This window comes from Luteipulveratus halotolerans (assembly GCF_001247745.1).
Classification (GTDB): Bacteria; Actinomycetota; Actinomycetes; order Actinomycetales; family Dermatophilaceae; genus Luteipulveratus; species Luteipulveratus halotolerans.
This window is the reverse complement of record NZ_LAIR01000002.1, coordinates 1,303,665-1,325,885: the sequence shown is the minus strand read 5'-3', so window position 1 is coordinate 1,325,885 and position 22,221 is coordinate 1,303,665. Positions and strand designations below refer to the sequence as shown.

The window sequence follows — 22,221 nt, the reverse complement described above, 5'->3', positions numbered from 1 at the left end:
CCTGATGGTTCTCCCAGACCCGGGCGATGTGGTTCACAGCGATGTCCTCCATGATGCACGCGTGATCGACGTCATCCTGGTGCTGGCCATCAGCCTCGCCGCCCTCGGTGGGTGGCGTCGCGGGTTCGTGACCAGCGCGCTGTCTGCGGCCGGCTGGCTCGCCGGGCTCGTCCTCGGGCTGTGGGCCGTGCCCCGCCTGCTCGACCTCGCGGACCTTCGGCCGCAGAGCGAGGTGACCTCGGCTCTCGTGGTCCTGCTCGGCGCCCTGGTCCTCGCGACCGTCCTCGCCGGACTGCTCAGCATGGTCGGGGTCCGGGTGGCCACCGCGTTGCACTGGCGACCCGTGCGACTGATCGACTCCGGCCTGGGAGCCCTCGCGATGGCGTTCGCCGCGATGCTCGCCGGCTGGGCGGTGCTGTCCTCGGCGCGTCCGCTGATGTCCGACGACGTCGTGCAGCACATCGACGGCTCACACGGCTGGCGGGCGCTGGACCGCACGGTCCCCGACAGCGCCCGCTCGGCGGTCGACGACCTCAACACGCGGCTGGAGTCCTCACCGTTCCCGCAGGTCTTCGAGCACAACGTGCCGAGCCACCCGGCGGCGATCCCCGACGCCGCCTCGGTGGCGACCCCGGCGGTCGATCGAGCGCGCGAGAGCGTCCTGAAGATCCGCAGCTCGTCGCAGGACTGCCGCGGCGTGGCGTTCGGGAGTGGCTGGGTCGTGAGCGACAACCGGGTCGTCACCAACGCCCACGTGGTCGCCGGCGGCGAGCGCATCACGGTGCAGCCCGGAGGCGACGGACGACGGCTGCGGGCGACCGTCGTGGCGTTCGACCCGCAGCTCGACCTGGCGATCCTGCGCGTGCCCGACCTCGACGAGCGGCCGCTGCCGCGCGCGGCCGATCTCGCCGAGGGCGCCCCGGCCGTCGCGGCGGGGTTCCCCAACGGCGGCGACTACCACCTGTCCCCGGCCGCGGTCAGCGACGAGTCGGTGACCGGTGGGCGTGACATCTACGACGACCGGCTCGTCAACCGCGACATCTTCACCCTCAGCACCACGGTCATCCCGGGCAACTCCGGTGGGCCGCTGATCACGCCCGACGGTCGTGTCGCGGGCACGATCTTCGCCAAGGCCCAGGCCAACGACACCATCGGCTTCGCCCTGACCGACGACGCGACGGACTCCGTGCTCGACCGTGCGGCAGCGCTGCGCGATCCGGTGTCGACCGGGTCCTGCCTCGCGCACCGGGCCGAGTGACGACTCAGGCCGTACGCCGGACCTCGGCCTCCCAGAGCCGGACGCCCGGCCGCGCGGGGTGCTCGCCCTCGGACAGCCCCTGCAGGTGCAGCCCGTCCGCGTCCGCGAACGCCTCGACCTCCTGACGGGTGAGCGGCCAGGGAGGACCCTCGTCGGGGTCGTCACCCTCCGCCAGCACGGCCTGGACGGCCAGCAGGGTGCCGTCGGGAGCTATCAGCTCGGTGACCGCACGGGTCATCGCGGTGCGCATCGACCGCGGCACCGCCTGCACGGTGTAGATCTCGACGACCAGGTCGAACCCGTGCTGCCACCCCGCCGGCGGGTCGAGGAGGTCGGCCACGACGTAGTCGACCGACGACGACACGTGGCGTGCCCGTGCCTCGGCGACCGCTGCCTCGGACAGGTCGAACGCCGTGGTGGCGTAACCGAGCCGCGCCAGGTGCTCGGCGTCGGCCCCGAGCCCGCACCCGATGACGACGGCCGTCGCGCCTGCCGCCGGCGCGGCCCGTCCGCTGCTCCAGGCGGCGAGCACCGGGTGCGGGTCGTCGTGGTCCCAGGGCATCGTGACCTCGCCGGAGCGACCGGCCTCGTAGAGCCGGTCGAACCAGGCCGTGGGTTCGCCGGCGGCAACGGCCTCGCGAGCCCACTCGTCGGCCTGCTGCTGCCAGCCCTTCGGCTGCGGCGAGGCGGTCACGGGTTCACGCCGTGGGCCGCGGGTATCTCTTCGCCCGATGCGACCGGACCGGGCGGCGTACCGTCGCCGAAAGGCTTGCCGCCCAACGCTTCTCGGCCGTGGCTGGTGAGCCAGCCCGAGAGGTCGGGCCCCTTGGGGACGACCCCGGTGGGGTTCACGTCGCGGTGCACCTCGTAGTAGTGCGACTTGATGTGCACGAAGTCGATCGTGTCGCCGAACCCGGGCGTCTGGAACAGGTCGCGCGCGTAGGCCCACAGCACCGGCATCTCGCTGAGCTTGCTGCGGTTGCACTTGAAGTGGCCGTGGTAGACCGGGTCGAACCGTGCGAGCGTCGTGAACAGCCGCACGTCGGCCTCGGTGATCGACTCCCCCATCAGGTAGCGCCGGCTCTCGAGCCGCTCGGACAGCCAGTCCAGCGCGACGAACAGGCGGTCGTACGCCGCGTCGTACGCCTCCTGCTCACCGGCGAACCCGCAGCGGTACACACCGTTGTTGACCTCGGTGTAGACGCGGTGCATGACCTCGTCCATCTCGTCGCGCAGCGCCTCCGGGTAGAGGTCAGGCGCACCCTCACGGTGGTGGGCGGTCCACTGCGTCGACAGGTCGAGAGTGATCTGGGCGAAGTCGTTGGTGACGACCTCACCGCTCGGCACGTCGACGATCGCCGGCACCGTGATCCCGCGCGGGTAGTCGGGGAACCGCTTGAGGTAGGCGTCCTTGATGCGCGGGATGCGCAGCACCGGGTCGACGCCCCCAGGGTCCAGGTCGAAGGTCCAGCTGTCGGCGTCGTGCGTCGGTCCGCACACGCCCATCGACAGCGCCTGCTCGAGCCCGAGCAGGCGCCGCACGATGATCGCCCGGTTGGCCCAGGGGCATGCCCGGGCCACCACGAGGCGATAACGCCCCGCCTCGACCGGCCAGCCGTCGGCACCGTCGACGGTGATGCGGTCCTCGATGTAGGTGGTGTCGCGCTCGTAGGTCTTCTCGACGTAGGTCCCTTGCGCCATGGTCCGACCGTACGCCGCAGCTCGCCGTGCGGGGCAGGCTTCAGGAGTGCATTCGTCCGAGCCGCTCGAGCAAGACGGTCTCGGCGACGCAGACCTTCTCGAACTCGCCCAGGTGCAGGCTCTCGTTGGCGCCGTGCGCGCGGGTGTCGGGGTCCTCGACGCCGGTCACGAGGATCGCGGCGTCGGGGAACTTCTCGGCGAACGCCGCGACGAACGGGATCGAGCCGCCCACGCCGATGTCGACCGGGTCGGTCCCCCAGGCGTCGGCGAACGCCGCGCGTGCCTCGTCGTAGACCGGGCCCTCGGCGTCGGCGTCGAAGCCGGCGCCCTCGTCGTCGAGGACGACCTCGAGCTGCGCACCCCACGGCACGTGCTGCTCGAGGTGCTTCTTGACCGCGTCGTACGCCGCACGCGGGTCCTCGTCCGGCGCGAGGCGCACCGAGACCTTGGCACGCGCACTCGGCACGAGCGTGTTGGACGCGGTGTCGACCGGCGGAGCGTCGATGCCGATGGTGGTCACCGACGGCTTGGTCCACTGGCGGGACAGGATCGAGCCGGTGCCGATCGTCTCGACGCCGTCGAGCAGCCCGCTCTCGCTGCGGAGCCGGCTCTCGGGGTAGTCCAGGTCGGCGGCCTCACCCTGCGAAAGTCCTTGGACCGCAACGTCGCCCGCGTCGTCGTGCAGGCTGGCCAGCAGACGTACGAGCGCACTGAGCGCATCGGGAACGGGACCGCCGAACATGCCCGAGTGCACCGAGTGGCTGAGGGTCCTGACCGTCACGGCGACACGGATCATGCCGCGCAGGGTCGTGGTGAGGGCCGGCGTACCGATGTCCCAGTTGGTCGAGTCCGCGAGGACGATCGCGTCCGCCTTCAGCTTGTCGCCGTGGCGCTCGAGAATCGTTGCGAGAGAGTCGGATCCGACCTCCTCCTCGCCTTCGACGAAGATCGTGACACCGACCGGAGGCTGCTGGTCGTGGGCGCGCAGTGCGGCGACGTGGGCCATCACGCCGGCCTTGTCGTCAGCCGCGCCGCGTCCGTAGAGCCGACCGTCACGCTCGGTGGGCTCGAACGGCTTGGAGTCCCAGTCCTTCTCGTCACCGGGCGGCTGCACGTCGTGATGGGCGTACAGCAGCACGGTGGGCGCGCCGTCGGGCGCCGGGCGGTGACCGATGACGGCGGGACGCCCTCCCTCACGCACGATCTCGACGTCGAGGCCCTCGGCGCGCAGCAGCTCGGCAACGGCGTCGGCGCTGTCGTCGACGTGCTTCTGGTCGAAGGAGTCGAGCGAGACGCTCGGGATGCGGGTCAGTCGCTCGAGGTCCTCGCGGACGGCGGGCATCAGGTCGGCGACCTTGGTGCGCAGCGCTTCGAGTCGGTCAGCAGGCAGGTCAACGTGGCTCACCGGGCCACCGTAGCCATCAGCGTCGGATCCGCACGAAGCCGGACACCGTGCCCTGGTACTGCGTACCGTCGGGCGCGATGCTGCCGACCATCTGCAGGCTGTCCGAGAACAGGCCCCACCCGATCCAGCGCTCGCCCTTCAGCTCGCCCGTCGCCGAGTCGATCGCCGCGGTTCGGAACGCGCCCCACGCGTCGCGGGTCGTCGTGTAGATCAGCCCGTCAGCCGTGGACAGGCGCGGGACCGCGGCCGAACGCACCTCGTTCGCCCACACGCGGTGGCAGCCCTGGCCGTCGTCGTCGACGTCGATGCGTTCCATGCCACCGGTGAACGGTGCAGCCACCGGGTCCGACGTCCCCGCGCCGTCGGGGTACGCCGGGTACGGGTAGCCGTACGTGCTCGCCACGTAGACCGACCGGTCGTACCCGATGGGCGAGTTCTCCGATCCCGACCGGTCCGGCGTCAGCACCGGGACCCAGCAGATCAGCCGGCCGGTCCCGGCGGCGTAGACCAGGGCGTGGGCCTGCGGCCGCGCGTTGTCGGTGATCGCGACGTAGTCGGCACCCGTGCGCGGGCCGAAGAAGGTCGGGGTCGCTCCACTGCCCCAGCTCAGCTGGCCGGGCTTGCGCGCCGAGCCCCGGTCGTACGCCGCGCGCCACCGCACCGTGGGCACGCCCCGGTCGGTGCGCACGAGATAGGTCGCGTGCGAGGTCGTGATGAGCGCACCGGCTGGTGAGGACGCGATCGTGTTGTCGATGCGCTCGCCGACGCCGAGCGTCAGGGCATGGGTGCTGCCGGTGGTGCCGTCGTGGACCAGGACGCGCCCGGCCGCGGTCGCCATGACCACCCGCCCAGACCAGTCGGGCACCAGGCCGACCACTGCGTCGTCGCCGAGCACGGACGCGAGCGGCGTACGCCGTACTGCCGCGAGCGTGTAGCGGCCGGCGGCGTCTCGTGCGTGGGCGATGCGCAGGAGGTCGCCGTGACCGTCGACCACCACCAGCCGGTCGTCGCGGTCGAGGAAGGCGTAGACACCGCCCAGCAACGAGCCCTTCGCCAGCTCGAGCTCGGCGAGCAGCCGACCGTCGGGAGCCGAGAGCTGGGCCACCGGCGTACGACCGAGGATGCGCGTGCAGAGCGAGACCAGCAGTCCGTCGCTGCCGATCAGGATGGTGGGGCAGGCGGCGCCGCGGCTGACTGTCGTCACCTGCGACGGACTGGCTCCGGGGCCGGCGTACGGCGTCACGTCGGACGACCCCGCGTCGCCGTGCATCGTGGCTGTGCCGACCGGCCCGAGGTAGGGGTTGGTGGGCGGCTCGGGCGCTGCGGCGGCTCGTGCGCTCGTGGGGCCGAGCGGGACGGCAGCGAGCAGCAGGACGGCGAGGAGCCGGGTCAGGTGTGCGGGCATGGCAGCATCTTGCTGTGCCCGCGTTATGATTTCGGTAATTCAGCATTATTCGATGTCGTGAGCCCTGTCACCGATTCCACCCCATCACCCCGCGCGGATTAGGGTGTCCCACGTGTTTCGCCGCCAGAAGGACAACGACAAGACGCCGGTCGACCCTGAGCCCGAGGTGACCGAGCGTCCGGGCGCCAAGAACCGGCCGACGCCCAAGCGGCGAGACCAGGAAGCCGCCCGTCGCAAGCCGCTCGTGCCCACCGACCGCAAGGCGGCGCAGAAGGCCTCCCGCGAGGCGGCGCGCGAGGAGCGCGTGCGCAAGCGTGAGGCCATGAACCGGGGCGATGAGTCGGCACTGCCGGTGCGCGACCGTGGTCCGGTGAAGCGGTACATCCGCAACACCGTCGACTCGCGCTGGAACGTCGGCGAGATCCTGCTGCCCCTGATGCTGCTCGTCCTCGTGATGATCATCATCGGCGGCAGCGTGCCGGTGCTGCAGGGTGTCGCGATGATCGCCGTCTGGGGCATCGTGCTCATCGGGATCGTCGACGCCTACCTGCTGTGGCGTCGTACGAAGAAGGCGATCGTCGCGAAGTTCGGCGAGGAGCCTCCGCGCGGATCGGCGTCCTACACCGTGATGCGGTCCTTCCAGATGCGCATGTCACGGATGCCGAAGCCGCAGGTCTCGCGCGGCGACACGTCGTGGAAGTGACGCCCTAGCTGCCGTCGGACAGACTCATCGGGCCGTAGACCACGGTCTCGCCCTCGTGCAGGGTCACCGCGCTGACGCCGTGCGCGGCGAGCTCGCGCCACTGCTCCCCCAGCCACGACTCGGCATCGCTCTGGGTCGGGAACCCTGCCGTCACCAGCTGGTCTCCGCTGACCGGCGCACCGGTCTCGTCCTCATAGGTCCAGCGCCACGCTCCGGTCATGGCCTCACCCTAGGCCGACCCCGGCACGCGTGAGCCGGTGGGATCCCCCGAGGTTCCCACCGGCTCACGCGTGACTGCGGGCGAGGTGCTACTTCACCTCGCTACGACGCAGCAGCCACATGCCGACCAGCAACGGGACCACGACCCAGACCAGGCCGGCGACGCCGACCTTGGCCCACTGGTCGCCGTGGATCGTGCCGTCGAACATCGGCTGCAGGGCCTGGTTGATGTCGAGCCACGTCGCGGCGTCCTTGAGCCAGCTGACGGACTCGCCCAGCACCGACCACAGCGTCGGGAGGACGAGGTAGGCGACGACTGCGGCCGGGGTGTTGCGCAGGATCATGCCGAACGCCACGCCCTGCAGGACCACGAAGACCTGACCCAGCAGGACCCCGGTCAGTGGCTTCCACTCGACCCACGACGGGTCGCTGCCACGGACGACCTGGCACAGGGCGGTCGCCACGGCGGCGAGGACGAGTGCGGCGACGACGACGGCGAGGCCGAGGATGACGGCGGCGACCAGCTTGGACCAACCTGCTCGGGCCCGGTGCGGCTCGAGCGTAAACGTCACCAGGCCCGTCCGCTGTGACCACTCGGACGTCACCGCCAGGATGCCGAGGATCGGCAGCAGGATGTTCTGCGGGATCACGGTCGCGCTGACGAAGTCTGCGAAGTCCTTGCCGTCCGTCGCGCTGCCGGCGAAGAAGACGATGCCGACGACGAGAGCCGTGAGGGCGCCGATGCCGATGAGCAGCCAGCGTCCGGCCCGGGTGTCGACGAGCTTGCGCAGCTCGACGGCGACCAGCCGGCCGAACGGCACTCCGCCGGCCTCCGGCGGCGCCAGGCGCGACGGCAGCCGAACGCCTCCGGCCCGCGCGGGCGCTGCGGGCTCGACCGTGCTCATGCCGCCACCTCCTCACGTGCGTCGTAGGCGGTGAGCTGGAGGAACATCTCCTCGAGCCCGGCTGAGCTCGCCTGACGCAGCTCGGTGAGGACGACGCCGTGGCGGGCGGCGACCTGACCGATCGCGAGCGGATCCGCCTCGACCTGCAGCCCGGATGCCGTCGGGGTCACGCCCAGTCCGGCCTGCTGGAGCAGCCCGGCGAAGGCGGCGTCGTCGGTGGTGCGCACCGTCGTACCGGAGGCCGCCATGAGCTCGGCCTTGGTGCCCTGGGCGACGATGCTGCCGCGCCCGATGACGACGAGCTCGTCGGCGACGACCTCGATCTCGTGCAGCAGGTGAGAGGACAGCAGCACGGCGCCGCCCTCGTCGGCGTACCCACGCAGCAGGCCGCGCATCCAGCGGATGCCCGCCGGGTCGAGTCCGTTCGCCGGCTCGTCCAGGATCAGCACCTGCGGGTCACCGAGCAGCGCGTGCGCGATGCCGAGCCGCTGCCTCATCCCCAGCGAGTAGTTGCGGATGCGTCGGCTCGCCTCGGACTCCGAGAGCCCGACCAGGTCGAGCATCTCGTCCACCCGGCTGCGGTCGATGCCCATCACCATCGCGCCGAGCGTCAGCACCTCGCGGCCGGTACGCCCGGCGTGCTGCGCCGAGGCGTCGAGCAGGACGCCGACGTGACGTCCGGGGTTGGGCAGGGCGGCGTACGGCTTGCCCAGCACGGTGGCCGTGCCCGAGGTCGGCGGGGTGAGCCCGCACATCATCCGCATGCACGTCGACTTGCCGGCGCCGTTCGGTCCGAGGAACCCGGTCACGGCCCCCGGACGGACAGCGAAGCTCACATCGTCCACGGCGGTGTACCCGCCATAGCGCTTCGTCAGGTTCTCTACCGAAATCATGACCACCAGCCTGCTGATCGACTCCTCCGAGCGCATCGGCCGCGGGTCGGGGACAGGGCAGACTTTCGTCGCGACCTGGCTGCCCTTGGTCCACCCTCGGTCGAACGACGGCGACCCGGCCCCGCAGCCGTCGTAGCCTCAGGGCGTGTCAGTCCTGCCGATGAGTCGACGCCGCCGCGTGTGGGGCGAGGTGTGGCGCCTCGGCCTCGGCGGGTTCTGCGGAGTGATCGCCTGGCTCGGAGTCATGGCCGAGGGCAGGACGCGGTTCTACCAGGACGGCGACCTGTGGCCGTTCGTCGACCTCGCGCTCGGTGCGCTCAGCCTCGTCGTGCTGCTGTACCGCCGGCGGTGGCCGTGGGCGGTGGCGACGGTCCTCGCCGTCATCTCGGCGTTCGCCCTCAGCCCGGTCGGTGCGGGCGGCATCGCCATGATCTCGCTGTGCACGCACCGCAACTGGCGGCAGATCGTCCCCACCGGCGTGATCTGGACGGTCGCGGGCATCGTCTTCGCCGTCATCTTCCCCAGCGACGACACGTTCACCGACCGGCTCACCAACCTGGTGTTCGCGGTGCTCGCCAGCGCGTTCTGCATCGCAGCGGGCCTCGCGATCGGCGCCCGACGAGAGCTCGTCGCCGGGCTGCGCGAACGCGTCGAGACCGCCGAGCGGGAGCAGTCGCTGCGGGTTGCGCAGTCCAAGGTCGCCGAGCGTGCCCGCATCGCGCGCGAGATGCACGACGTCCTCGCGCACCGGATCTCGTTGGTGGCGATGCACTCTGGCGCTCTGACCTATCGGGAGGACCTCAGCCGCGACGAGGTACGAGAGGCAGCAGCCGTGATCCAGAGCAACGCTCACACTGCGCTCACCGAGCTGCGCGAGGTGCTCGGCGTCCTGCGCGCCACTGACCAGGACGACGCCCGGCCCGAGGCGCCACAGCCGATCCTCGGCGACTTGCCCGATCTGATCGATGCCGCCCGGATGGCGGGCACCGACGTACGACTCGACCTCGCCGCCGATGTCGCCTCCATGCCAGAAGTGTTGTCCCGTAATGCATTTCGCATCATCCAGGAGGGTCTCACCAATGCTCGCAAGCATGCGCCGGGCCAGCCGGTGACCATCGCGGTGCACGGTGAGGCAGGTGACCGGCTCTCGCTCGAGGTGACCAATCCCGTACCCCACGAGGACACCGCGACCGCCGTCCCCGGTGCCGGTCTCGGGCTGCTCGGCCTGACTGAGAGAGCGGTGCTCTCCGGGGGCGAGCTGCGCTATGGCGTCGACCGCAAGCAGGACTTCACTCTCAGCGCGTGGCTACCGTGGTCGACGTGAACGACGCCCGCTCCACCGTGACCCGTGTCCTCCTCGTCGACGACGACGGACTCGTCAGGGCAGGGCTGCGGATGATCCTCGGCGGCGCTCCGGACATCGAGGTGGTCGGCGAGGCAGGCAACGGCGAGGACGCCTTGAGCGCCGCGAGCGAGAGCGCGCCCGACGTCGTCCTGATGGACATCCGGATGCCACGGATGGACGGCATCGCCGCGACCGAGCGCCTCGTGGCCGAGCACGGCGACGACCTGCGCGTCATCGTCCTGACGACCTTCGACACCGACGACATGGTGGTCCAGGCCGTCCGCGTCGGCGCCTCGGGATTCCTGCTCAAGGACACCCCGCCGGAGCGGCTCGTCGCGGCGGTGCGGGCTGTGGCCGACGGTGAACCGATCCTCTCGCCGCAGGTCACCGCCTCGCTGATGGCGCGCATCAGCAACGGCGGCGACACCTCGCGCCCCGAGCGCGCCCGACAGCGGCTCGCCGTGCTCACCGAGCGCGAGCACGAGGTCGCGGTCGCCGTCGGCCAGGGGCTGTCCAACGCCCAGATCAGCCAACAGCTCTACATGAGCGTGCCGACCGTGAAGGCCCACGTGTCGAGGCTCCTCACCAAGCTCGATGCCGCCAACCGGGTGCAGGTCGCGATCCTGGTGCACGACGCGCAGCTGAGCTGAGCGATCGGCGTACGCCGCGCGCCGGGTGACGTGGCCGACACCTGTCCCTACTGTGGGGGCTCACGGTCGGCACCGGGCCGACCACGTGAGTGAGGACCGTGATGAGTGCAGTCGAGGACATTCTCGCGCAGGTTCCGATCAACCAGCTGGCCCAGCAGGTCGGCGCGGACGAGCAGGCAACGCGTGGTGCCGTCGAGCAGGCCGTTCCCGCCCTGCTGAGTGGTATGCAGGCCAATGCCCAGGACGAGGGCGGCGCAGCGTCGCTCACCGAGGCTCTCGGTCAGCACCAGGGCGGCATCCCCGCTCCCGACCAGGTCGACCCGGCTGAGGGCGACACGATCGTCAACCACGTGTTCGGCGCCAACCGCGACGCGGTGGTCAACCAGCTCGGCGGCATCGGCGGCGCGGGTGGCAACGACCTGATCAAGAAGCTGCTGCCGATCCTCGCGCCGATCGTCCTGTCGTACCTGTCCAACAAGATCCTCAAGGGCGGGACCGCCGGCGGTCAGCAGCCGGCGCCGCAGACCCCGACGCCCGCACCGCAGCAGACGCCCGCGCCGCAGGACCAGCAGGCGCCGGCGCCCCAGCAGGGTGGTGGCGGCCTCGGTGACATCCTCGGCGACCTGATCGGCGGTGGTCAGCAGGGCGGCGGGCAGTCCGGCGCGGGCGGCCTCGGCGGCATCCTCGGCGATCTCCTCGGTGGTGGCCGCAAGGCCTGAACCCACCGAACGGCACGAAGGCGCCGTACGCGCGGAGCATCTCCGGCGTACGGCGCCTTCGTCGTGCTGTGGCCCGGCTCAGGCCAGGTCGGCAACCGCCTGCGCGACCGCGGGAGCGACCCGCTCGTCGAACACCGACGGCACGATCTCGCCCGCGGTCGGTGTCTCGACCAGCGCAGCGATCGCGCGAGCCGCGGCGACCTTCATCGGCTCGGTGATCGCCGACGCACCGGAGTCGAGAGCGCCGCGGAACAGACCGGGGAAGGCGAGCACATTGTTGATCTGGTTGGGGAAGTCCGACCTTCCGGTGGCGACGACGGCTGCGTGCCGCGCGGCGACGTCGGGGTGGACCTCGGGGTCGGGGTTGGCGAGGGCGAAGATGATCGCGTCATCGGCCATCGTCGCGACGAGCTCCTCCGGCACGGTGCCACCGGACACCCCGACGAACACGTCCGCGCCCTCGAGCGCCTCGCCGATGGAGCCCTGCAGACCGCGTGGGTTGGTCGTCGCGGCGATGCGGCGCTTGTGGTCGGCGAGCTGCTCACGGCCGGGCTCGATGATCCCGCGCGAGTCGCAGACGACGATGTCGTGCACGCCGCTGCGACGGAGCAGCGCCGCGATGGCCACACCCGCGGCCCCCGCTCCCGAGATCACGACGCGCAGGCCCTCGAGCGACCGATCCACGACCTGGGCCGCGTTGATCAGCGCGGCCAGCACCACGATGGCGGTGCCGTGCTGGTCGTCGTGGAAGACAGGGATGTCGAGACGCTCCTGCAGCCGGCGCTCGATCTCGAAGCACCGCGGCGCCGAGATGTCCTCCAGGTTGATGCCGCCGTAGGTCGGCGCGAGCCGGGCGATCGCCTCGACCAGCTCGTCGACCGACCCGCTCTCGAGGCACACCGGCACGCTGTCGACGCCGCCGAAGTGCTTGAACAGCACCGACTTGCCCTCCATCACCGGCAGGGCCGCGACCGGACCGATGTCACCCAGGCCGAGCACGGCGGTGCCGTCGGTCACGACGGCCACGGTGTTGCGGCGCGTGGTGTAGCGGAAGGACAGCGACGGGTCCTGGGCGATCGCGCGGCACACGTCGGCAACACCGGGGGTGTACAGCAGCGAGAGGTCCTTGCGGTCGCGCAGGGCCTTGGTGGGCGTGGACTCCAGCTTGCCGCCCTCGTGGGCGTCGAAGACGGGTCCGGTGGTGTCGGGGCCGGGCTCAGGGGCCAGTGCCGTCATGGCAGATCACCTCGGGAAGCAGATCGAGCAGATGGCAGGCGTGCGCGACTCCGGGAAGGAGTCGGGACCGGTGGGCTGCCTGGTGTGGCGATCGGTCGAGGCGGGGTCATCCGCGGCTGCCGCCACTTTCGCACACCGGTCGAAAGAACTCCAGAACTTGCGGTCTGCGCGTCTCGTCAAGGGAGATGCGAACCAGCGCCGCGGTCAACATCGGGCCTTCTTGACGGACCTGCGGGACTTTGACAATCGCAGGGGCGAGTGGGACCGTTCAGCCACCGAACACCTGTCGGACGAGGGAAAGCCGGTGAGACGCCGGCGCTGACCCGCAACCGTGTGCGCCTCACCGCGCGAGCCGGAGCACCTCCCGTCAGGCTCGGCTCCATCGAAGATCCGTCGCGGAGTGCGGACGAGCCGGCCCCTGAGACCTCGGTCTCTCCTGCCGCCCTCGATCCGGCAGGAGGCTCATCATGACCGTTCGTCCCCTCACCCGTGCGGTGCCCGTGCTCGCGGCCGCCGCTGCCCTTGCGGTGCTGCTCGGGCTGCTGAGCGCGCCGACGGCGTCCGCGGCTGCGTACCGCTACTGGGGCTACTACCAGCTCAAGGGCACGACGTGGTCCTTCTCCCCCAAGGGCGCTGCTCAGACCCGTCCGGCTGACGGCTCGGTGGAGGGCTGGCGTTTCGCCGTCGCCGGCGAGACCGACACCCGTACCCCGCGTGGCGTGGTCACCTTCGAGGCCGCCTGCAAGGACACCCCGGCCAAGGACGGTACGAAGCGGGTCGCGGTGGTCCTCGACTACGGCCGGGCCGCGGATGCCGAGTCGGGCACCCCGCCCCAGCCCAAGGCGGCCTGCGCTCAGGTCCCGACCAACGCCACCGGCGCCGACGTGCTGTCGGCCGTCGCCACTGTGCGCACCGAGAAGGCTCAGGTCTGCGGTGTCGACAGCTGGCCGGCGTCCGGGTGCAGCGGCGAGGTCAAGAACGTCAGCGCGGCGGCCAAGGCCGCCGACGACAAGATCGCGATCAGCACCGACGCCGCCTCGTCGTCCGACGACTCCAGCAACCGCACCCCGCTCCTGATCGGTGGCGCGGTGCTCGTCCTGCTGCTCGCCGGTGCCGCGCTGACCCTCGTGCGTCGGCGGCGTACCGAGTCCGCCTGAGGCGTCGACCGTCCTGTCGTGAGTCCGGCCGACCTGCTGTCCCGACCGCGTCTGCTGCACCCAGCGGCGTGGTGGGTCTGGGGTCTGCTGCTGGCCGCGGCCGCGTCCCGCACGACCAACCCCGTCTACCTGCTGGTGCTGCTCGCCGTCGTCGGCTGGGTGGTGCTGCTGCGCCGCGAGACCGGCGCGAGCGGCACGCTCGGGGTGTTCCTCACCATCGCGCTGGTCGCGATCGTCATCCGTGTGGTGATGACGGTGCTGCTCGGCAGCGGCGTCGGCGGTCGGACGACGCTGCTCACGCTCCCGGAGGTCCCGCTGCCCGACTGGCTCGCCGGCGTACGCCTCGGCGGACCCGTCCAGCTCGAGGGTCTTCTCGACGCGGCGTACCACGGGCTCCAGCTCGCGACGATCCTCGTGTGCGTCGGTGCCTGCAACGTGCTCGCCGACCCGCGTCGCCTCCTGCGCTACGTCCCCGCGACGCTGTACGACGTCGGCACGGCTGTCGTGGTCGCCCTCACGTACGTGCCGGCGCTGGCCGATGACGCGGCCCGCATCCGCACGGCGCGTCGGCTGCGCGGTCACAGCGGCAACGGCATCCGTGAGATGTCTCGCCTCGTCGTCCCCGTGCTCGAGAGCTCGTTGGAGCGTTCGCTGTCGCTCGCGGCGTCGATGGAGTCGCGCGGCTACGGTCGCATGACTCTCGGTCGCGCCGCGCACCGGCGTTCGGTGGCGCTGACGATGGTCGGGCTCGTCGGCGTGCTCGTCGGTGTCTACGGCCTGCTCGACGCCTCGACGCCCACCGCTCTCGGGCTGCCCGTGCTGCTGCTCGGCTGCCTGTGCGCCGGCGCCGCGCTGCTGACCGGCAGCCGACGCGACCGCCGTACGCCCTACCGCCGTGACCCGTGGAGGCTGCCCGAGACGCTGGTGGTCGCGAGCGCCGGTGTCGCCACGACGGCAGTGTTCGTCGTCGGCGCGCGCGGCAGCGCCGGGATCACTCCGCCGCAGGTACCGGCGACGTGGCCGGTGGTGTCCACCACGCTGCTCATCGCGCTCCTGGTGCCGCTGCTGGCCGGCGCGCTGGCCCCTCGCCCGCCACGCCGTGCAGCGCTGGAGGACCGCGCGTCGGAGGCGGCCTCATGATCGAGCTCGACGACGTGCGGGTGACGTACGACGACGCGCCCCGACCCCATCTGAGCACCGGTCGCGTCCGGGTGCCCGAAGGCGACCTGGTCGTCGTGGTCGGACCGACCGGCAGCGGCAAGTCGACACTGCTGCGCTCGCTCAACGGGCTCGTCCCCCACTTCACCGGAGGCCACCTGCAGGGCCGCGTCGTCGTCGACGGACGTGACACCCGGGACCACCGCCCCCGCGACCTCGCCTCGGTGGTCGGGTTCGCCGGGCAGGACCCAGCCGCGGGTTTCGTCACCGAGACCGTCGAGGAGGAGATCGCCTACGGCATGGAGACGATGGGACTGCGTCCGACGGCGATGCGTCGACGGGTGGAGGAGAGCCTGGACGTCCTCGGCGTCGCTGACCTGCGCGACCGACCGCTGCGCGAGCTCAGCGGTGGGCAGCAGCAGCGGGTCGCCGTCGCGTCCGTACTCGCTGCAGGGCCACGTGTACTCGTCCTCGACGAGCCGACCTCCTCGCTCGACCCCGTCTCCGCCGAGGACGTCCTCGCCGCCGTCCACCGGCTCGTGCACGACCTCGGCGTGACCGTCGTGCTCGCCGAGCACCGACTCGAACGCGTCGTGCACCACGCCGACAGCGTGCTGCTGGTGACGGACGGTGTCCTGTCGCCCCTGCTCGACCCGGCCGAGGCGATGGCGCAGTCCACCATCGCGCCACCTGTGGTCCGCCTCGGCCGCCAGCAGCGCTGGGCTCCGCTCCCCCTGTCGATCCGCGACGCCCGGCGACGAGCCGAGCCGCTTCGGGCGAGCCTGCCGTCGCCCACGGATCCGGTCGGGCCCACGGCAGCGGACCCCCTCGTCACGACTCGTCGTCTTCACGTCCGCCGACGGGGCACGACCGTGCTCGGCGAGGTCGACCTGGCACTGCCGCCAGGTCGAGTGACGGCGCTCATGGGACGCAACGGGGCCGGCAAGTCGACGCTCCTGGGCTGCCTCGCAGGCGTCGTCTCACCGACATCAGGCACTGCGCGGGTCGACGGTGCGGACCCCACTCGTACGCCGCCACGCCGCCTGATCCACCACGTCGGGCTCGTCCCCCAGGACGCCGCGTCCTTGCTCTACCACGACAGCGTCGGACGCGAGTGCTCCGCTGCCGACGACGACTTCTCCCGACCTGCGGGCACCTGCGCAGCGCTCCTGCACCGGCTCGCCCCGCACCTGTCCGCCGACCAGCACCCGCGTGACCTGTCCGAGGGCGGACGCGTTCTGCTCGCGCTCGCGGTGGTCCTCACAGGCGCACCTGCGGTCGTCCTCCTCGACGAGCCGACCCGCGGACTGGACTACACCGCCAAGGAACGGCTCGGAGCCGTCGTCCGCGACCTCGCAGCCGAGGGCCGCACGGTGCTCATGGCCACGCACGACGTCGAGATGGCTGCCGAGGTGGCCGACGACGTCGTACTCATCGCCGACGGTGAGCTGATCGGCCACGGACCGGCGCGCGAGATCCTGTGCGAGTCACCGGCGTTCGCGCCGCAGGTCGCCAAGATCATGCATCCGCTGCCCTACCTCACGGTGACCGAGGTGCCCGACCCGCCCGGCCTCCAGGAGTCGTGATGCGCCGTCACGAGATCGTGCGCTGGACGTGGACCTCGAGCGTCGCGATGACCCTCGTGACCGTCATCGGCGTCCTGTCGTTCACCTGGCCGTTCTTCGTCGACTCCCAGGCGGCGCTCGCGGGCGACCACTCCATGCCGTGGCTCTTCCCGGCGTTGATCGCCCTGATCGGAGCGGTGCTGCTCGCCGAGCTCAGTCGCGGTGGGATGGACGCCAAGGTCGTCGCCACCCTGGGTGTCCTCGCGGCGATGGGCGGTGCGCTCCGGGTGCTGTCCGCGGGCACCGCCGGGCTCGAGCCGATGTTCTTCCTGGTGGTGCTCGGCGGTCGGGTCCTCGGCCGCACGGCCGGGTTCCTGCTCGGCGCGCTCGCCATCATCACGGGAGCGTTCCTCACCGGCGGTGTCGGCCCCTGGACGCCGTTCCAGATGGTCGCCACGGGCTGGGTCGGTCTCGGCGCTGCGCTCCTCCCCCGGGTCCCCGAGCGGGCCGAACGCTGGATGCTCGCGGCCTACGGGCTGCTGAGCGGCCTGCTCTACGGCGTCGTGATGAACCTGTGGTTCTGGCCGTTCCTCGGCACGTCGGCGCCCGCCGGCGCCGGGTTCGACGCCGGTGACGGACTCACGACCCAGCTCGCGCACTACGCGGTGTTCTACGGTCTGACCTCCCTCGGCTGGGACCTGCCCCGCGGCGTCCTCACGGCAGTGCTCGTGCTCGTGGCCGCGCGCCCGGTCCTCGCCGCGCTGCGGCGCGCCGTACGCCGGGCGTCGTTCTCCCCGACGGTCCGTACCACGGGCGACCGGTCGGCGTACGAGGAACGGCACGAACCGGGGTTACAGTGACTCGCAAGGTCCTCGGGTGACAGGAGGAGTCATGACCACGACGCTGGTGCTCGGTGGTGCGCGCAGCGGCAAGAGCCGCTACGCCGAGTCGTTGCTCGACGATGCCGACGCGGTCACCTACATCGCCACGGGGCCGCTCCCCGACGAGGACGACGGCGACTGGAAGGCGCGCGTCGAGGAGCACCAGGCCCGACGCGCCGAGGGCTGGACCACGGTCGAGAGCACCGATGTGACCCGGGCCATCCTGAGTGCCCGGGCACCCTCCCTGGTCGACTGCATCGGCAACTGGGTGACCGGCACCATCGACGCGGCCAAGGCCTGGGACAACCGCGACAAGGCGCTCACGATCGTCCAGGAGCGCACAGCAGAGCTGGTCGCGCTGTGGACCAACGCGCCCTACGACATCGTGGCCGTCACCAACGAGGTCGGCATGAGCGTGGTGCCCGAGACCGCGTCGGGTCGTCTGTTCCAGGACGCACTCGGGCGTGTCAACGCCACCCTGAGCGCCGTCAGCGACCGCGTCCACCTGATCGTCGCCGGGCGGGTCATCGACCTGAGCAGCAGCCCTGTCGTGCCGGGCGCACTTGCCTGACGCCGCCCGCCTCGCCGTCGGCACGCTGACGGCCTTCCCCGTCCCGGCGCCCCGCTCGGTCGACCGTCGTACGGCCGGCCGCGCGATGCTGCTCGCACCGCTCGTCGCCGTGCTCCTGCTCGTGCCGGTCGCGGTCGTCCTCATGCTCGCACGTGTCGTCGACCTGAGCCCGCTCGTCCAGGCCGTCCTGGCCGTGGCGGTCCTCGCTCTGTCGACCCGCGCGCTCCACCTCGACGGCCTCGCCGACACCGCCGACGGACTCACGGCGTCCTACGACCCCGAGCGAGCCCTCGAGGTGATGCGCACCGGCGACGTCGGACCGGCTGGAGCGTCGACGCTCGTCGTGACCCTTGCGCTCCAGATCGCTTGTGGCACAACGCTTCTCGCCACGACATCGGGTACGACGGTGGCCGCCGTCGCGGTGGTCGCAAGTCGCCTGGCCATCACCTTCGCGTGCACTCGCGGGTTTCGTGCCGCACGGCCCGAGGGTCTGGGATCGCTGGTGGCAGAGAGCGTTTCGCGGTCAGGCCTGGTGGGTGTGGCGCTCGCCGTGGCCGCGCTCGCCACTGCCACAGCCGGCGCAGCCGAGGCACCGTGGTGGTCGGGCCCGGTCGTCGTGTGCGCTGCCCTGCTCGCTGCTGCGACCGTGGCGCTGCGCGTCGTACGGCGCATCGGTGGGATCACCGGCGACACGCTCGGGGCGGTCGTCGAGATCGCCTGTGCCACAACGCTGCTCGTGGCCGCCGCCATCGTGTGAGTCAGGCCTGTCGCGCGCGCCACTCGGGCTCGAGCACCGCCATCAGCACCTCGTCGTGGAACTGACCGCCGTGGAAGACCGCGTCACGACGACGTCCCTCGACCACGAACCCGGCGCGCTCGTACGCCGCGATGGCCCGGCCGTTGTAGGCCCACACCGCGAGCTGGATGCGGTGCAGCCCCATCTGGTCGAAGCCGTAGCGCAGCATCATGCGGGTGACCTCAGGCCCGAGTCCGCGCCCTTGGTAGCCCGGCCCGAGCTGCACGGCGTAGGTCGCCGACCGCATCGGCAGCATCGAGCCGAAGAGCACTGCGCTGCCTGCGAGCTCACCGCTGGACCGCTCGACCACCGCGAAGCCGACATCGCCCTCGTTGGCGTGCCACCGCGTCAGCGTCTCGGTCATGCTGCCCCGTGGCTGCGGACGGATCACGGCGTTCTGCAGCACCATCTCGGCCGGCTCGTTCCACCAGCCGTCGAGCACCTCGAGCTCGCCCTCGCGCAGCGCGCGCAGCTCGACGCGGTCGCCGACGAGCAGCCCGGCCGCGTAGGACCGGGCTGCGTCGGTCGACCACTCGGTCATGCGGTCTCGACCTGCACGAACGGCGGCTTGACGACGGTGGCGGCCAGCTCGCGACCACGGACGTCGACGACGACCTCGTCACCCTCGGCCACACCTCGGTCGAGCAGCGCGAGCGCGATGCCCTGCTTGAGGGTCGGCGACATCGTGCCGGAGGTGACCACGCCGATCACCTGACCGTCAGCGCCTCGCACCTCGCAGTCGGCGCGCGGGATGCCACGCCCGGTCGCGAGCAGGCCCCAGGCGAGACGGCAGGACTTCTCTGCCCGCTGAGCCTCCAGGACCTCCTTGCCCCAGAACGCGTCCTTCTTCCAGCCGACCGCCCAGCCGGCGCGAGCCATGTTGGGAGTGATGTCCATCGACAGCTCGTGACCGTGCAGCGCGTAGCCCATCTCGGTGCGCAGCGTGTCGCGCGCACCGAGGCCACACGGCAGACCGTCGTACGGCTGCATCGCCTCGACGAGGGCGTCCCACAGGGCCGGGGTGTCCTCCCAGCGCGGCACCAGCTCGAACCCCTTCTCGCCGGTGTAGCCGGAACGCAGCACGATGACCTCACGGCCCTGCCAGTCGGCGGTCGTGAACGACATGTACTCCAGGTCGGTCGGCAGGCCGAGCGCCTCGACGACCTCGAGCGACTTCGGGCCCTGGACGGCGATGATGCCGTACGACGTGTGCTCGTCGGTGATCGTCAGGCCCTCCGGCGCCGTGGCCTGCATCCGCCGTACGACCTCGGCCGTGTTGGCGGCGTTGGGCACGAGGAACAGCTCGTCATCGCTGCGGAAGTACTGGATCAGGTCGTCGACGACGCCGCCGGTCTCCTCGTCGCAGCACATCGTGTACTGCGCCTTGGGCGGCTGCACCTTGCGCAGGTCGTTGGTGAAGCAGGAGTTGACGAAGTCCGCGGCACCGGCGCCCTTCACGAGCGCCTTGCCGAGGTGGCTCACGTCGAAGATGCCGACCCGCTCGCGCACGGCGGTGTGCTCACGCAGGACTCCGCCGCCGGGGTACTCGATCGGCATCTGCCACCCGCCGAAGTCGGCCAGCTTGGCGCCGAGGGCGACGTGCCGGTCGTGCAGGGGCGAGGTCTTCAAGGGGTCACCTGTCATGGGCGCACCGTACCGATCGGACCGATCGTTATTCTCCCCTGGGACCCGCAACGCTGCTGGTTCATCCACGAGGAGCCTGGAGGCACAGCTGTGACGACGCTGACACTGACGGATCGGGCAGCCGGTGAGGTGAAGGCAGACGTCCTGGTGCTGCTGTCCGTCAAGACCGACGACGGCGTACGCCTGGCGCCCGCTCACGGGCTGCCGCAGGAGTCGGTCGACCACGTCGGTGCGACTCTCGCCGCGATCGGCGCCAAGGCCGGTGCCGACGAGGCCATCAAGCTGACCGGCGTCCCCGGCGTCGAGGCTCCCATCGTGGTGGTGGCCGGCACCGGCCTCGACCACGAGCCCACCCCTGACGACCACGAGGCCGTACGCCGGGCCGTCGGCTCCGCGACCCGCGGTCTCGCCGACACCGCACACGCCGCCGTCGCCGCACCGGGCACGGATGCCGCCCTGGTCGGCGCGTCCGCCGAGGGTGCGCTGTTCGGGGCGTACGCGTTCACCACCTACCGCAGGACGGGTTCGACCAAGGCGCCGGTCGCCGAGGTCACGCTGCTGTCAGCGACGGCCGGCGAGCAGGCGACCCGAGACGCCGCTGCGCGGGCCGAGGTCGTCGCGGACAGCCAGGCATGGGCACGCGACCTGGTCAACACCCCGCCCAACGACCTCTACCCCGACTCGTTCGCCGAGGCGGTGCGCAAGCGCCTGCAGGGCACCAAGGTCAAGGTCGACGTCATGGACGAGAAGGCCCTGGCGAAGGCCGGCTGCGGCGGCCTGATCGGTGTGGGTCGCGGCTCGTCGCGGCTCCCGCGACTGGTGACGCTGACGTACAAGCCCGCCAAGGCCTCCGCCCACGTCGCCGTGGTCGGCAAGGGCATCACGTTCGACTCCGGTGGTCTGTGCATCAAGCCTGCGACAGGCATGGTCACGATGAAGTGCGACATGGCCGGTGCCGCGGCCGCCGCTGCGGCGGTCGACGCCGTCGCCCGGCTCGGGCTGCCCGTCGCCGTGACGGTCTACCTGTGCCTGGCCGAGAACATGACCGGCGCAGACGCTCAGCGTCCGGGCGACGTCGTCACGATGCGCAACGGTAAGAGCGTCGAGATCATCAACACCGACGCCGAGGGCCGCCTGGTCATGGCGGACGGACTGAGCTTCGCGTCCGAGCAGCAGCCCGACCTCGTGGTCGACATCGCCACCCTCACGGGTGCCGCGGTGATGGCGTTCGGCGGTCGAGTCGCTGCGGTCATCGGCAACGACGACGCCACGCGTGACAGGGTCATCGATGTTGCGGGTCGGGTCGGCGAGGACTCCTGGTCGCTGCCGCTGCGCGAGGAGCTGCGCAAGGCGATGGACTCCGACGTCGCTGACCTCAAGCACACGGGCCAGAAGGAGGGCGGCGCCATCACGGCCGCGCTGTTCCTGCGCGAGTTCGTCGGCAACGGCAAGGACGGCAAGCAGCTGCCGTGGGTCCACGTCGACATCGCCGGCCCCGCCTTCAACGAGTCGGGCCCCCACGGCTACACGCCCAAGGGCGCGACCGGCTTCGGCGTACGCACGCTCGTCGGCCTGGTCGAGGACCACGGCTGACGACGCTGCCTGCCGTACGTCCTCCGGCGTACGACGACGGGGCCGGTCCGCACCTGAGGTGCGGGCCGGCCCCGTCGCATCAGCCTGCGCGGCTCAGCCGCCGGACTTGCGCCGGAACATCTGCTGAGCACCACTGGTCTCGGCGCCGTGGGTGCCGTTGACCTTGCTGCGCGCGCTGTGGTCGGAGACGTCGCTGCCCCCGTGCGCCTTCTTCTTGTCCAGCGCCTCGCGGAACTTGCGCTTGGTGTCGTCGTCGACCGAGTCGTGCGATCCACCGTCAGCCATCGTGTCCTCCTGCAGGTTGGGCTCCCGGACGTCCCGTCACTGTCGCACGTCGTCGTTCGCGCTCGCTACGGGTTTGGTCGCCGGACCGGCGTGGCCCACCTCGTGACCGGCCTCCAGGCAGGCAGTGCCAAG

At 71.4% G+C, this 22,221-nt stretch carries 24 protein-coding genes; 13 read left to right on the top strand and 11 right to left on the bottom strand.

Annotated features, from left to right (window positions below):
* The first annotated feature begins 61 nt into the window (after positions 1 to 61).
* Complete coding sequence (locus VV01_RS06860) at positions 62 to 1,258, top strand: MarP family serine protease (protein ID WP_050669241.1); 1,197 nt, start codon at positions 62 to 64, stop codon at positions 1,256 to 1,258.
* Positions 1,259 to 1,262: 4 nt separating this feature from the next.
* On the opposite strand, the gene VV01_RS06855 is transcribed toward VV01_RS06860, so the two are convergent.
* The 4 genes from VV01_RS06855 to VV01_RS06840 all read right to left on the bottom strand — a co-directional run bounded on the left by VV01_RS06855 (position 1,263) and on the right by VV01_RS06840 (position 5,769).
* Positions 1,263 to 1,952: a class I SAM-dependent methyltransferase gene (locus VV01_RS06855; protein WP_050669240.1), complete on the bottom strand. Its 690-nt coding sequence runs from the start codon at positions 1,950 to 1,952 to the stop codon at positions 1,263 to 1,265.
* Positions 1,949 to 2,959 (bottom strand): glutathione S-transferase family protein, encoded by a 1,011-nt coding sequence (locus VV01_RS06850; protein WP_050669239.1) that lies wholly within the window; start codon positions 2,957 to 2,959, stop codon positions 1,949 to 1,951. Before VV01_RS06850 ends, VV01_RS06855 begins: the two co-directional genes overlap by 4 nt.
* A 40-nt stretch (positions 2,960 to 2,999) precedes the next feature.
* The gene (locus VV01_RS06845) at positions 3,000 to 4,301 is read right to left on the bottom strand and encodes a dipeptidase (protein ID WP_231635316.1); all 1,302 of its coding nucleotides are present in this window, start codon (positions 4,299 to 4,301) and stop codon (positions 3,000 to 3,002) included.
* Between the two features lie 79 nt (positions 4,302 to 4,380).
* Positions 4,381 to 5,769 carry a hypothetical protein gene (locus VV01_RS06840; protein ID WP_050669237.1) on the bottom strand — a complete coding sequence of 463 codons (1,389 nt, stop codon included), beginning with the start codon at positions 5,767 to 5,769 and terminating at the stop codon, positions 4,381 to 4,383.
* Positions 5,770 to 5,881: 112 nt separating this feature from the next.
* Here VV01_RS06840 and VV01_RS06835 point away from each other — a divergent pair, with 112 nt between their 5' ends.
* Positions 5,882 to 6,472: a DUF3043 domain-containing protein gene (locus tag VV01_RS06835; RefSeq protein WP_050671773.1), complete on the top strand. Its 591-nt coding sequence runs from the start codon at positions 5,882 to 5,884 to the stop codon at positions 6,470 to 6,472.
* A gap of 4 nt (positions 6,473 to 6,476) precedes the next feature.
* On the opposite strand, the gene VV01_RS06830 is transcribed toward VV01_RS06835, so the two are convergent.
* From VV01_RS06830 to VV01_RS06820, 3 genes are all read right to left on the bottom strand, one after another.
* Positions 6,477 to 6,692, bottom strand: coding sequence for a hypothetical protein (locus tag VV01_RS06830; protein ID WP_050669236.1), 216 nt, complete (start codon positions 6,690 to 6,692; stop codon positions 6,477 to 6,479).
* Positions 6,693 to 6,780: 88 nt separating this feature from the next.
* Positions 6,781 to 7,596, bottom strand: coding sequence for an ABC transporter permease (locus tag VV01_RS06825; protein ID WP_050669235.1), 816 nt, complete (start codon positions 7,594 to 7,596; stop codon positions 6,781 to 6,783).
* Complete coding sequence (locus tag VV01_RS06820; protein ID WP_197275006.1) at positions 7,593 to 8,489, bottom strand: ABC transporter ATP-binding protein; 897 nt, start codon at positions 8,487 to 8,489, stop codon at positions 7,593 to 7,595. The genes VV01_RS06825 and VV01_RS06820 overlap by 4 nt, the downstream gene beginning before the upstream one ends.
* On the opposite strand from VV01_RS06820, the gene VV01_RS23810 reads away from it, so the two are divergent.
* The 4 genes from VV01_RS23810 to VV01_RS06805 all read left to right on the top strand — a co-directional run bounded on the left by VV01_RS23810 (position 8,488) and on the right by VV01_RS06805 (position 11,203).
* A complete protein-coding gene (locus VV01_RS23810) occupies positions 8,488 to 8,625 on the top strand; it encodes a hypothetical protein (RefSeq protein WP_197275005.1) in 138 nt (45 codons plus the stop codon). The genes VV01_RS06820 and VV01_RS23810 overlap by 2 nt on opposite strands.
* A gap of 9 nt (positions 8,626 to 8,634) precedes the next feature.
* Entirely contained in the window at positions 8,635 to 9,813 is a 1,179-nt protein-coding gene (locus VV01_RS06815; RefSeq protein WP_082220857.1) for a sensor histidine kinase, read from the top strand.
* The gene (locus VV01_RS06810; protein ID WP_050671771.1) at positions 9,810 to 10,484 is read left to right on the top strand and encodes a response regulator; all 675 of its coding nucleotides are present in this window, start codon (positions 9,810 to 9,812) and stop codon (positions 10,482 to 10,484) included. The genes VV01_RS06815 and VV01_RS06810 overlap by 4 nt, the downstream gene beginning before the upstream one ends.
* A 101-nt stretch (positions 10,485 to 10,585) precedes the next feature.
* On the top strand, positions 10,586 to 11,203 hold the full coding sequence (locus VV01_RS06805) for a DUF937 domain-containing protein (protein WP_050669233.1): 618 nt from the start codon (positions 10,586 to 10,588) through the stop codon (positions 11,201 to 11,203).
* 78 nt (positions 11,204 to 11,281) lie between these two features.
* Here the strand turns inward: VV01_RS06805 and VV01_RS06800 are convergent, their stop codons facing one another.
* Entirely contained in the window at positions 11,282 to 12,439 is a 1,158-nt protein-coding gene (locus VV01_RS06800; protein WP_050669232.1) for an NAD(P)-dependent malic enzyme, read from the bottom strand.
* A gap of 467 nt (positions 12,440 to 12,906) precedes the next feature.
* Between VV01_RS06800 and VV01_RS06795 the strand changes: the two genes are divergently transcribed.
* Genes VV01_RS06795 through VV01_RS06770 form a run of 6 tightly spaced genes read left to right on the top strand, consistent with a single transcriptional unit; the run spans position 12,907 to position 18,528 of the window.
* A complete protein-coding gene (locus VV01_RS06795) occupies positions 12,907 to 13,596 on the top strand; it encodes an SCO2322 family protein (RefSeq protein ID WP_050669231.1) in 690 nt (229 codons plus the stop codon).
* An 18-nt stretch (positions 13,597 to 13,614) separates the two neighbouring features.
* Positions 13,615 to 14,736: an energy-coupling factor transporter transmembrane component T gene (locus VV01_RS06790; protein WP_082220856.1), complete on the top strand. Its 1,122-nt coding sequence runs from the start codon at positions 13,615 to 13,617 to the stop codon at positions 14,734 to 14,736.
* Complete coding sequence (locus VV01_RS06785) at positions 14,733 to 16,340, top strand: ABC transporter ATP-binding protein (protein WP_050669230.1); 1,608 nt, start codon at positions 14,733 to 14,735, stop codon at positions 16,338 to 16,340. The genes VV01_RS06790 and VV01_RS06785 overlap by 4 nt, the downstream gene beginning before the upstream one ends.
* Positions 16,340 to 17,179, top strand: a complete 840-nt coding sequence (locus tag VV01_RS06780) for an ECF transporter S component (RefSeq protein ID WP_082220855.1) — start codon at positions 16,340 to 16,342, stop codon at positions 17,177 to 17,179. Before VV01_RS06785 ends, VV01_RS06780 begins: the two co-directional genes overlap by 1 nt.
* A gap of 31 nt (positions 17,180 to 17,210) precedes the next feature.
* On the top strand, positions 17,211 to 17,771 hold the full coding sequence (locus VV01_RS06775) for a bifunctional adenosylcobinamide kinase/adenosylcobinamide-phosphate guanylyltransferase (RefSeq protein ID WP_050669229.1): 561 nt from the start codon (positions 17,211 to 17,213) through the stop codon (positions 17,769 to 17,771).
* Positions 17,764 to 18,528 (top strand): adenosylcobinamide-GDP ribazoletransferase, encoded by a 765-nt coding sequence (locus tag VV01_RS06770; RefSeq protein WP_071606313.1) that lies wholly within the window; start codon positions 17,764 to 17,766, stop codon positions 18,526 to 18,528. The genes VV01_RS06775 and VV01_RS06770 overlap by 8 nt, the downstream gene beginning before the upstream one ends.
* A gap of 1 nt (position 18,529) precedes the next feature.
* On the opposite strand, the gene VV01_RS06765 is transcribed toward VV01_RS06770, so the two are convergent.
* The gene (locus tag VV01_RS06765; protein ID WP_050669227.1) at positions 18,530 to 19,108 is read right to left on the bottom strand and encodes a GNAT family N-acetyltransferase; all 579 of its coding nucleotides are present in this window, start codon (positions 19,106 to 19,108) and stop codon (positions 18,530 to 18,532) included.
* Positions 19,105 to 20,211, bottom strand: coding sequence for a glycine cleavage system aminomethyltransferase GcvT (gene gcvT, locus VV01_RS06760; protein WP_050669226.1), 1,107 nt, complete (start codon positions 20,209 to 20,211; stop codon positions 19,105 to 19,107). Before gcvT ends, VV01_RS06765 begins: the two co-directional genes overlap by 4 nt.
* Positions 20,212 to 20,301: 90 nt before the next feature.
* Between gcvT and VV01_RS06755 the strand changes: the two genes are divergently transcribed.
* Positions 20,302 to 21,804 (top strand): leucyl aminopeptidase, encoded by a 1,503-nt coding sequence (locus VV01_RS06755; RefSeq protein WP_050669225.1) that lies wholly within the window; start codon positions 20,302 to 20,304, stop codon positions 21,802 to 21,804.
* 93 nt (positions 21,805 to 21,897) lie between these two features.
* On the opposite strand, the gene VV01_RS06750 is transcribed toward VV01_RS06755, so the two are convergent.
* Complete coding sequence (locus VV01_RS06750; protein ID WP_050669224.1) at positions 21,898 to 22,089, bottom strand: DUF5302 domain-containing protein; 192 nt, start codon at positions 22,087 to 22,089, stop codon at positions 21,898 to 21,900.
* Between the last annotated feature and the right edge of the window lie 132 nt (positions 22,090 to 22,221).

Bases quoted from the DNA above. Each gene is read 5' to 3' on its own strand.
- VV01_RS06850 (WP_050669239.1), bottom strand. From the start codon at position 2,959: ATGGCGCAAGGGACCTACGTCGAGAAGACCTACGAGCGCGACACCACC.
- VV01_RS06845 (WP_231635316.1), bottom strand. From the start codon at position 4,301: ATGCCCGCCGTCCGCGAGGACCTCGAGCGACTGACCCGCATCCCGAGC.
- VV01_RS06840 (WP_050669237.1), bottom strand. From the start codon at position 5,769: ATGCCCGCACACCTGACCCGGCTCCTCGCCGTCCTGCTGCTCGCTGCC.
- VV01_RS06830 (WP_050669236.1), bottom strand. From the start codon at position 6,692: ATGACCGGAGCGTGGCGCTGGACCTATGAGGACGAGACCGGTGCGCCG.
- VV01_RS06825 (WP_050669235.1), bottom strand. From the start codon at position 7,596: ATGAGCACGGTCGAGCCCGCAGCGCCCGCGCGGGCCGGAGGCGTTCGG.
- VV01_RS23810 (WP_197275005.1), top strand. From the start codon at position 8,488: ATGACCACCAGCCTGCTGATCGACTCCTCCGAGCGCATCGGCCGCGGG.
- VV01_RS06820 (WP_197275006.1), bottom strand. From the start codon at position 8,489: ATGATTTCGGTAGAGAACCTGACGAAGCGCTATGGCGGGTACACCGCC.
- VV01_RS06805 (WP_050669233.1), top strand. From the start codon at position 10,586: ATGAGTGCAGTCGAGGACATTCTCGCGCAGGTTCCGATCAACCAGCTG.
- VV01_RS06800 (WP_050669232.1), bottom strand. From the start codon at position 12,439: ATGACGGCACTGGCCCCTGAGCCCGGCCCCGACACCACCGGACCCGTC.
- VV01_RS06795 (WP_050669231.1), top strand. From the start codon at position 12,907: ATGACCGTTCGTCCCCTCACCCGTGCGGTGCCCGTGCTCGCGGCCGCC.
- VV01_RS06785 (WP_050669230.1), top strand. From the start codon at position 14,733: ATGATCGAGCTCGACGACGTGCGGGTGACGTACGACGACGCGCCCCGA.
- VV01_RS06780 (WP_082220855.1), top strand. From the start codon at position 16,340: ATGCGCCGTCACGAGATCGTGCGCTGGACGTGGACCTCGAGCGTCGCG.
- VV01_RS06775 (WP_050669229.1), top strand. From the start codon at position 17,211: ATGACCACGACGCTGGTGCTCGGTGGTGCGCGCAGCGGCAAGAGCCGC.
- VV01_RS06765 (WP_050669227.1), bottom strand. From the start codon at position 19,108: ATGACCGAGTGGTCGACCGACGCAGCCCGGTCCTACGCGGCCGGGCTG.
- gcvT (WP_050669226.1), bottom strand. From the start codon at position 20,211: ATGACAGGTGACCCCTTGAAGACCTCGCCCCTGCACGACCGGCACGTC.
- VV01_RS06750 (WP_050669224.1), bottom strand. From the start codon at position 22,089: ATGGCTGACGGTGGATCGCACGACTCGGTCGACGACGACACCAAGCGC.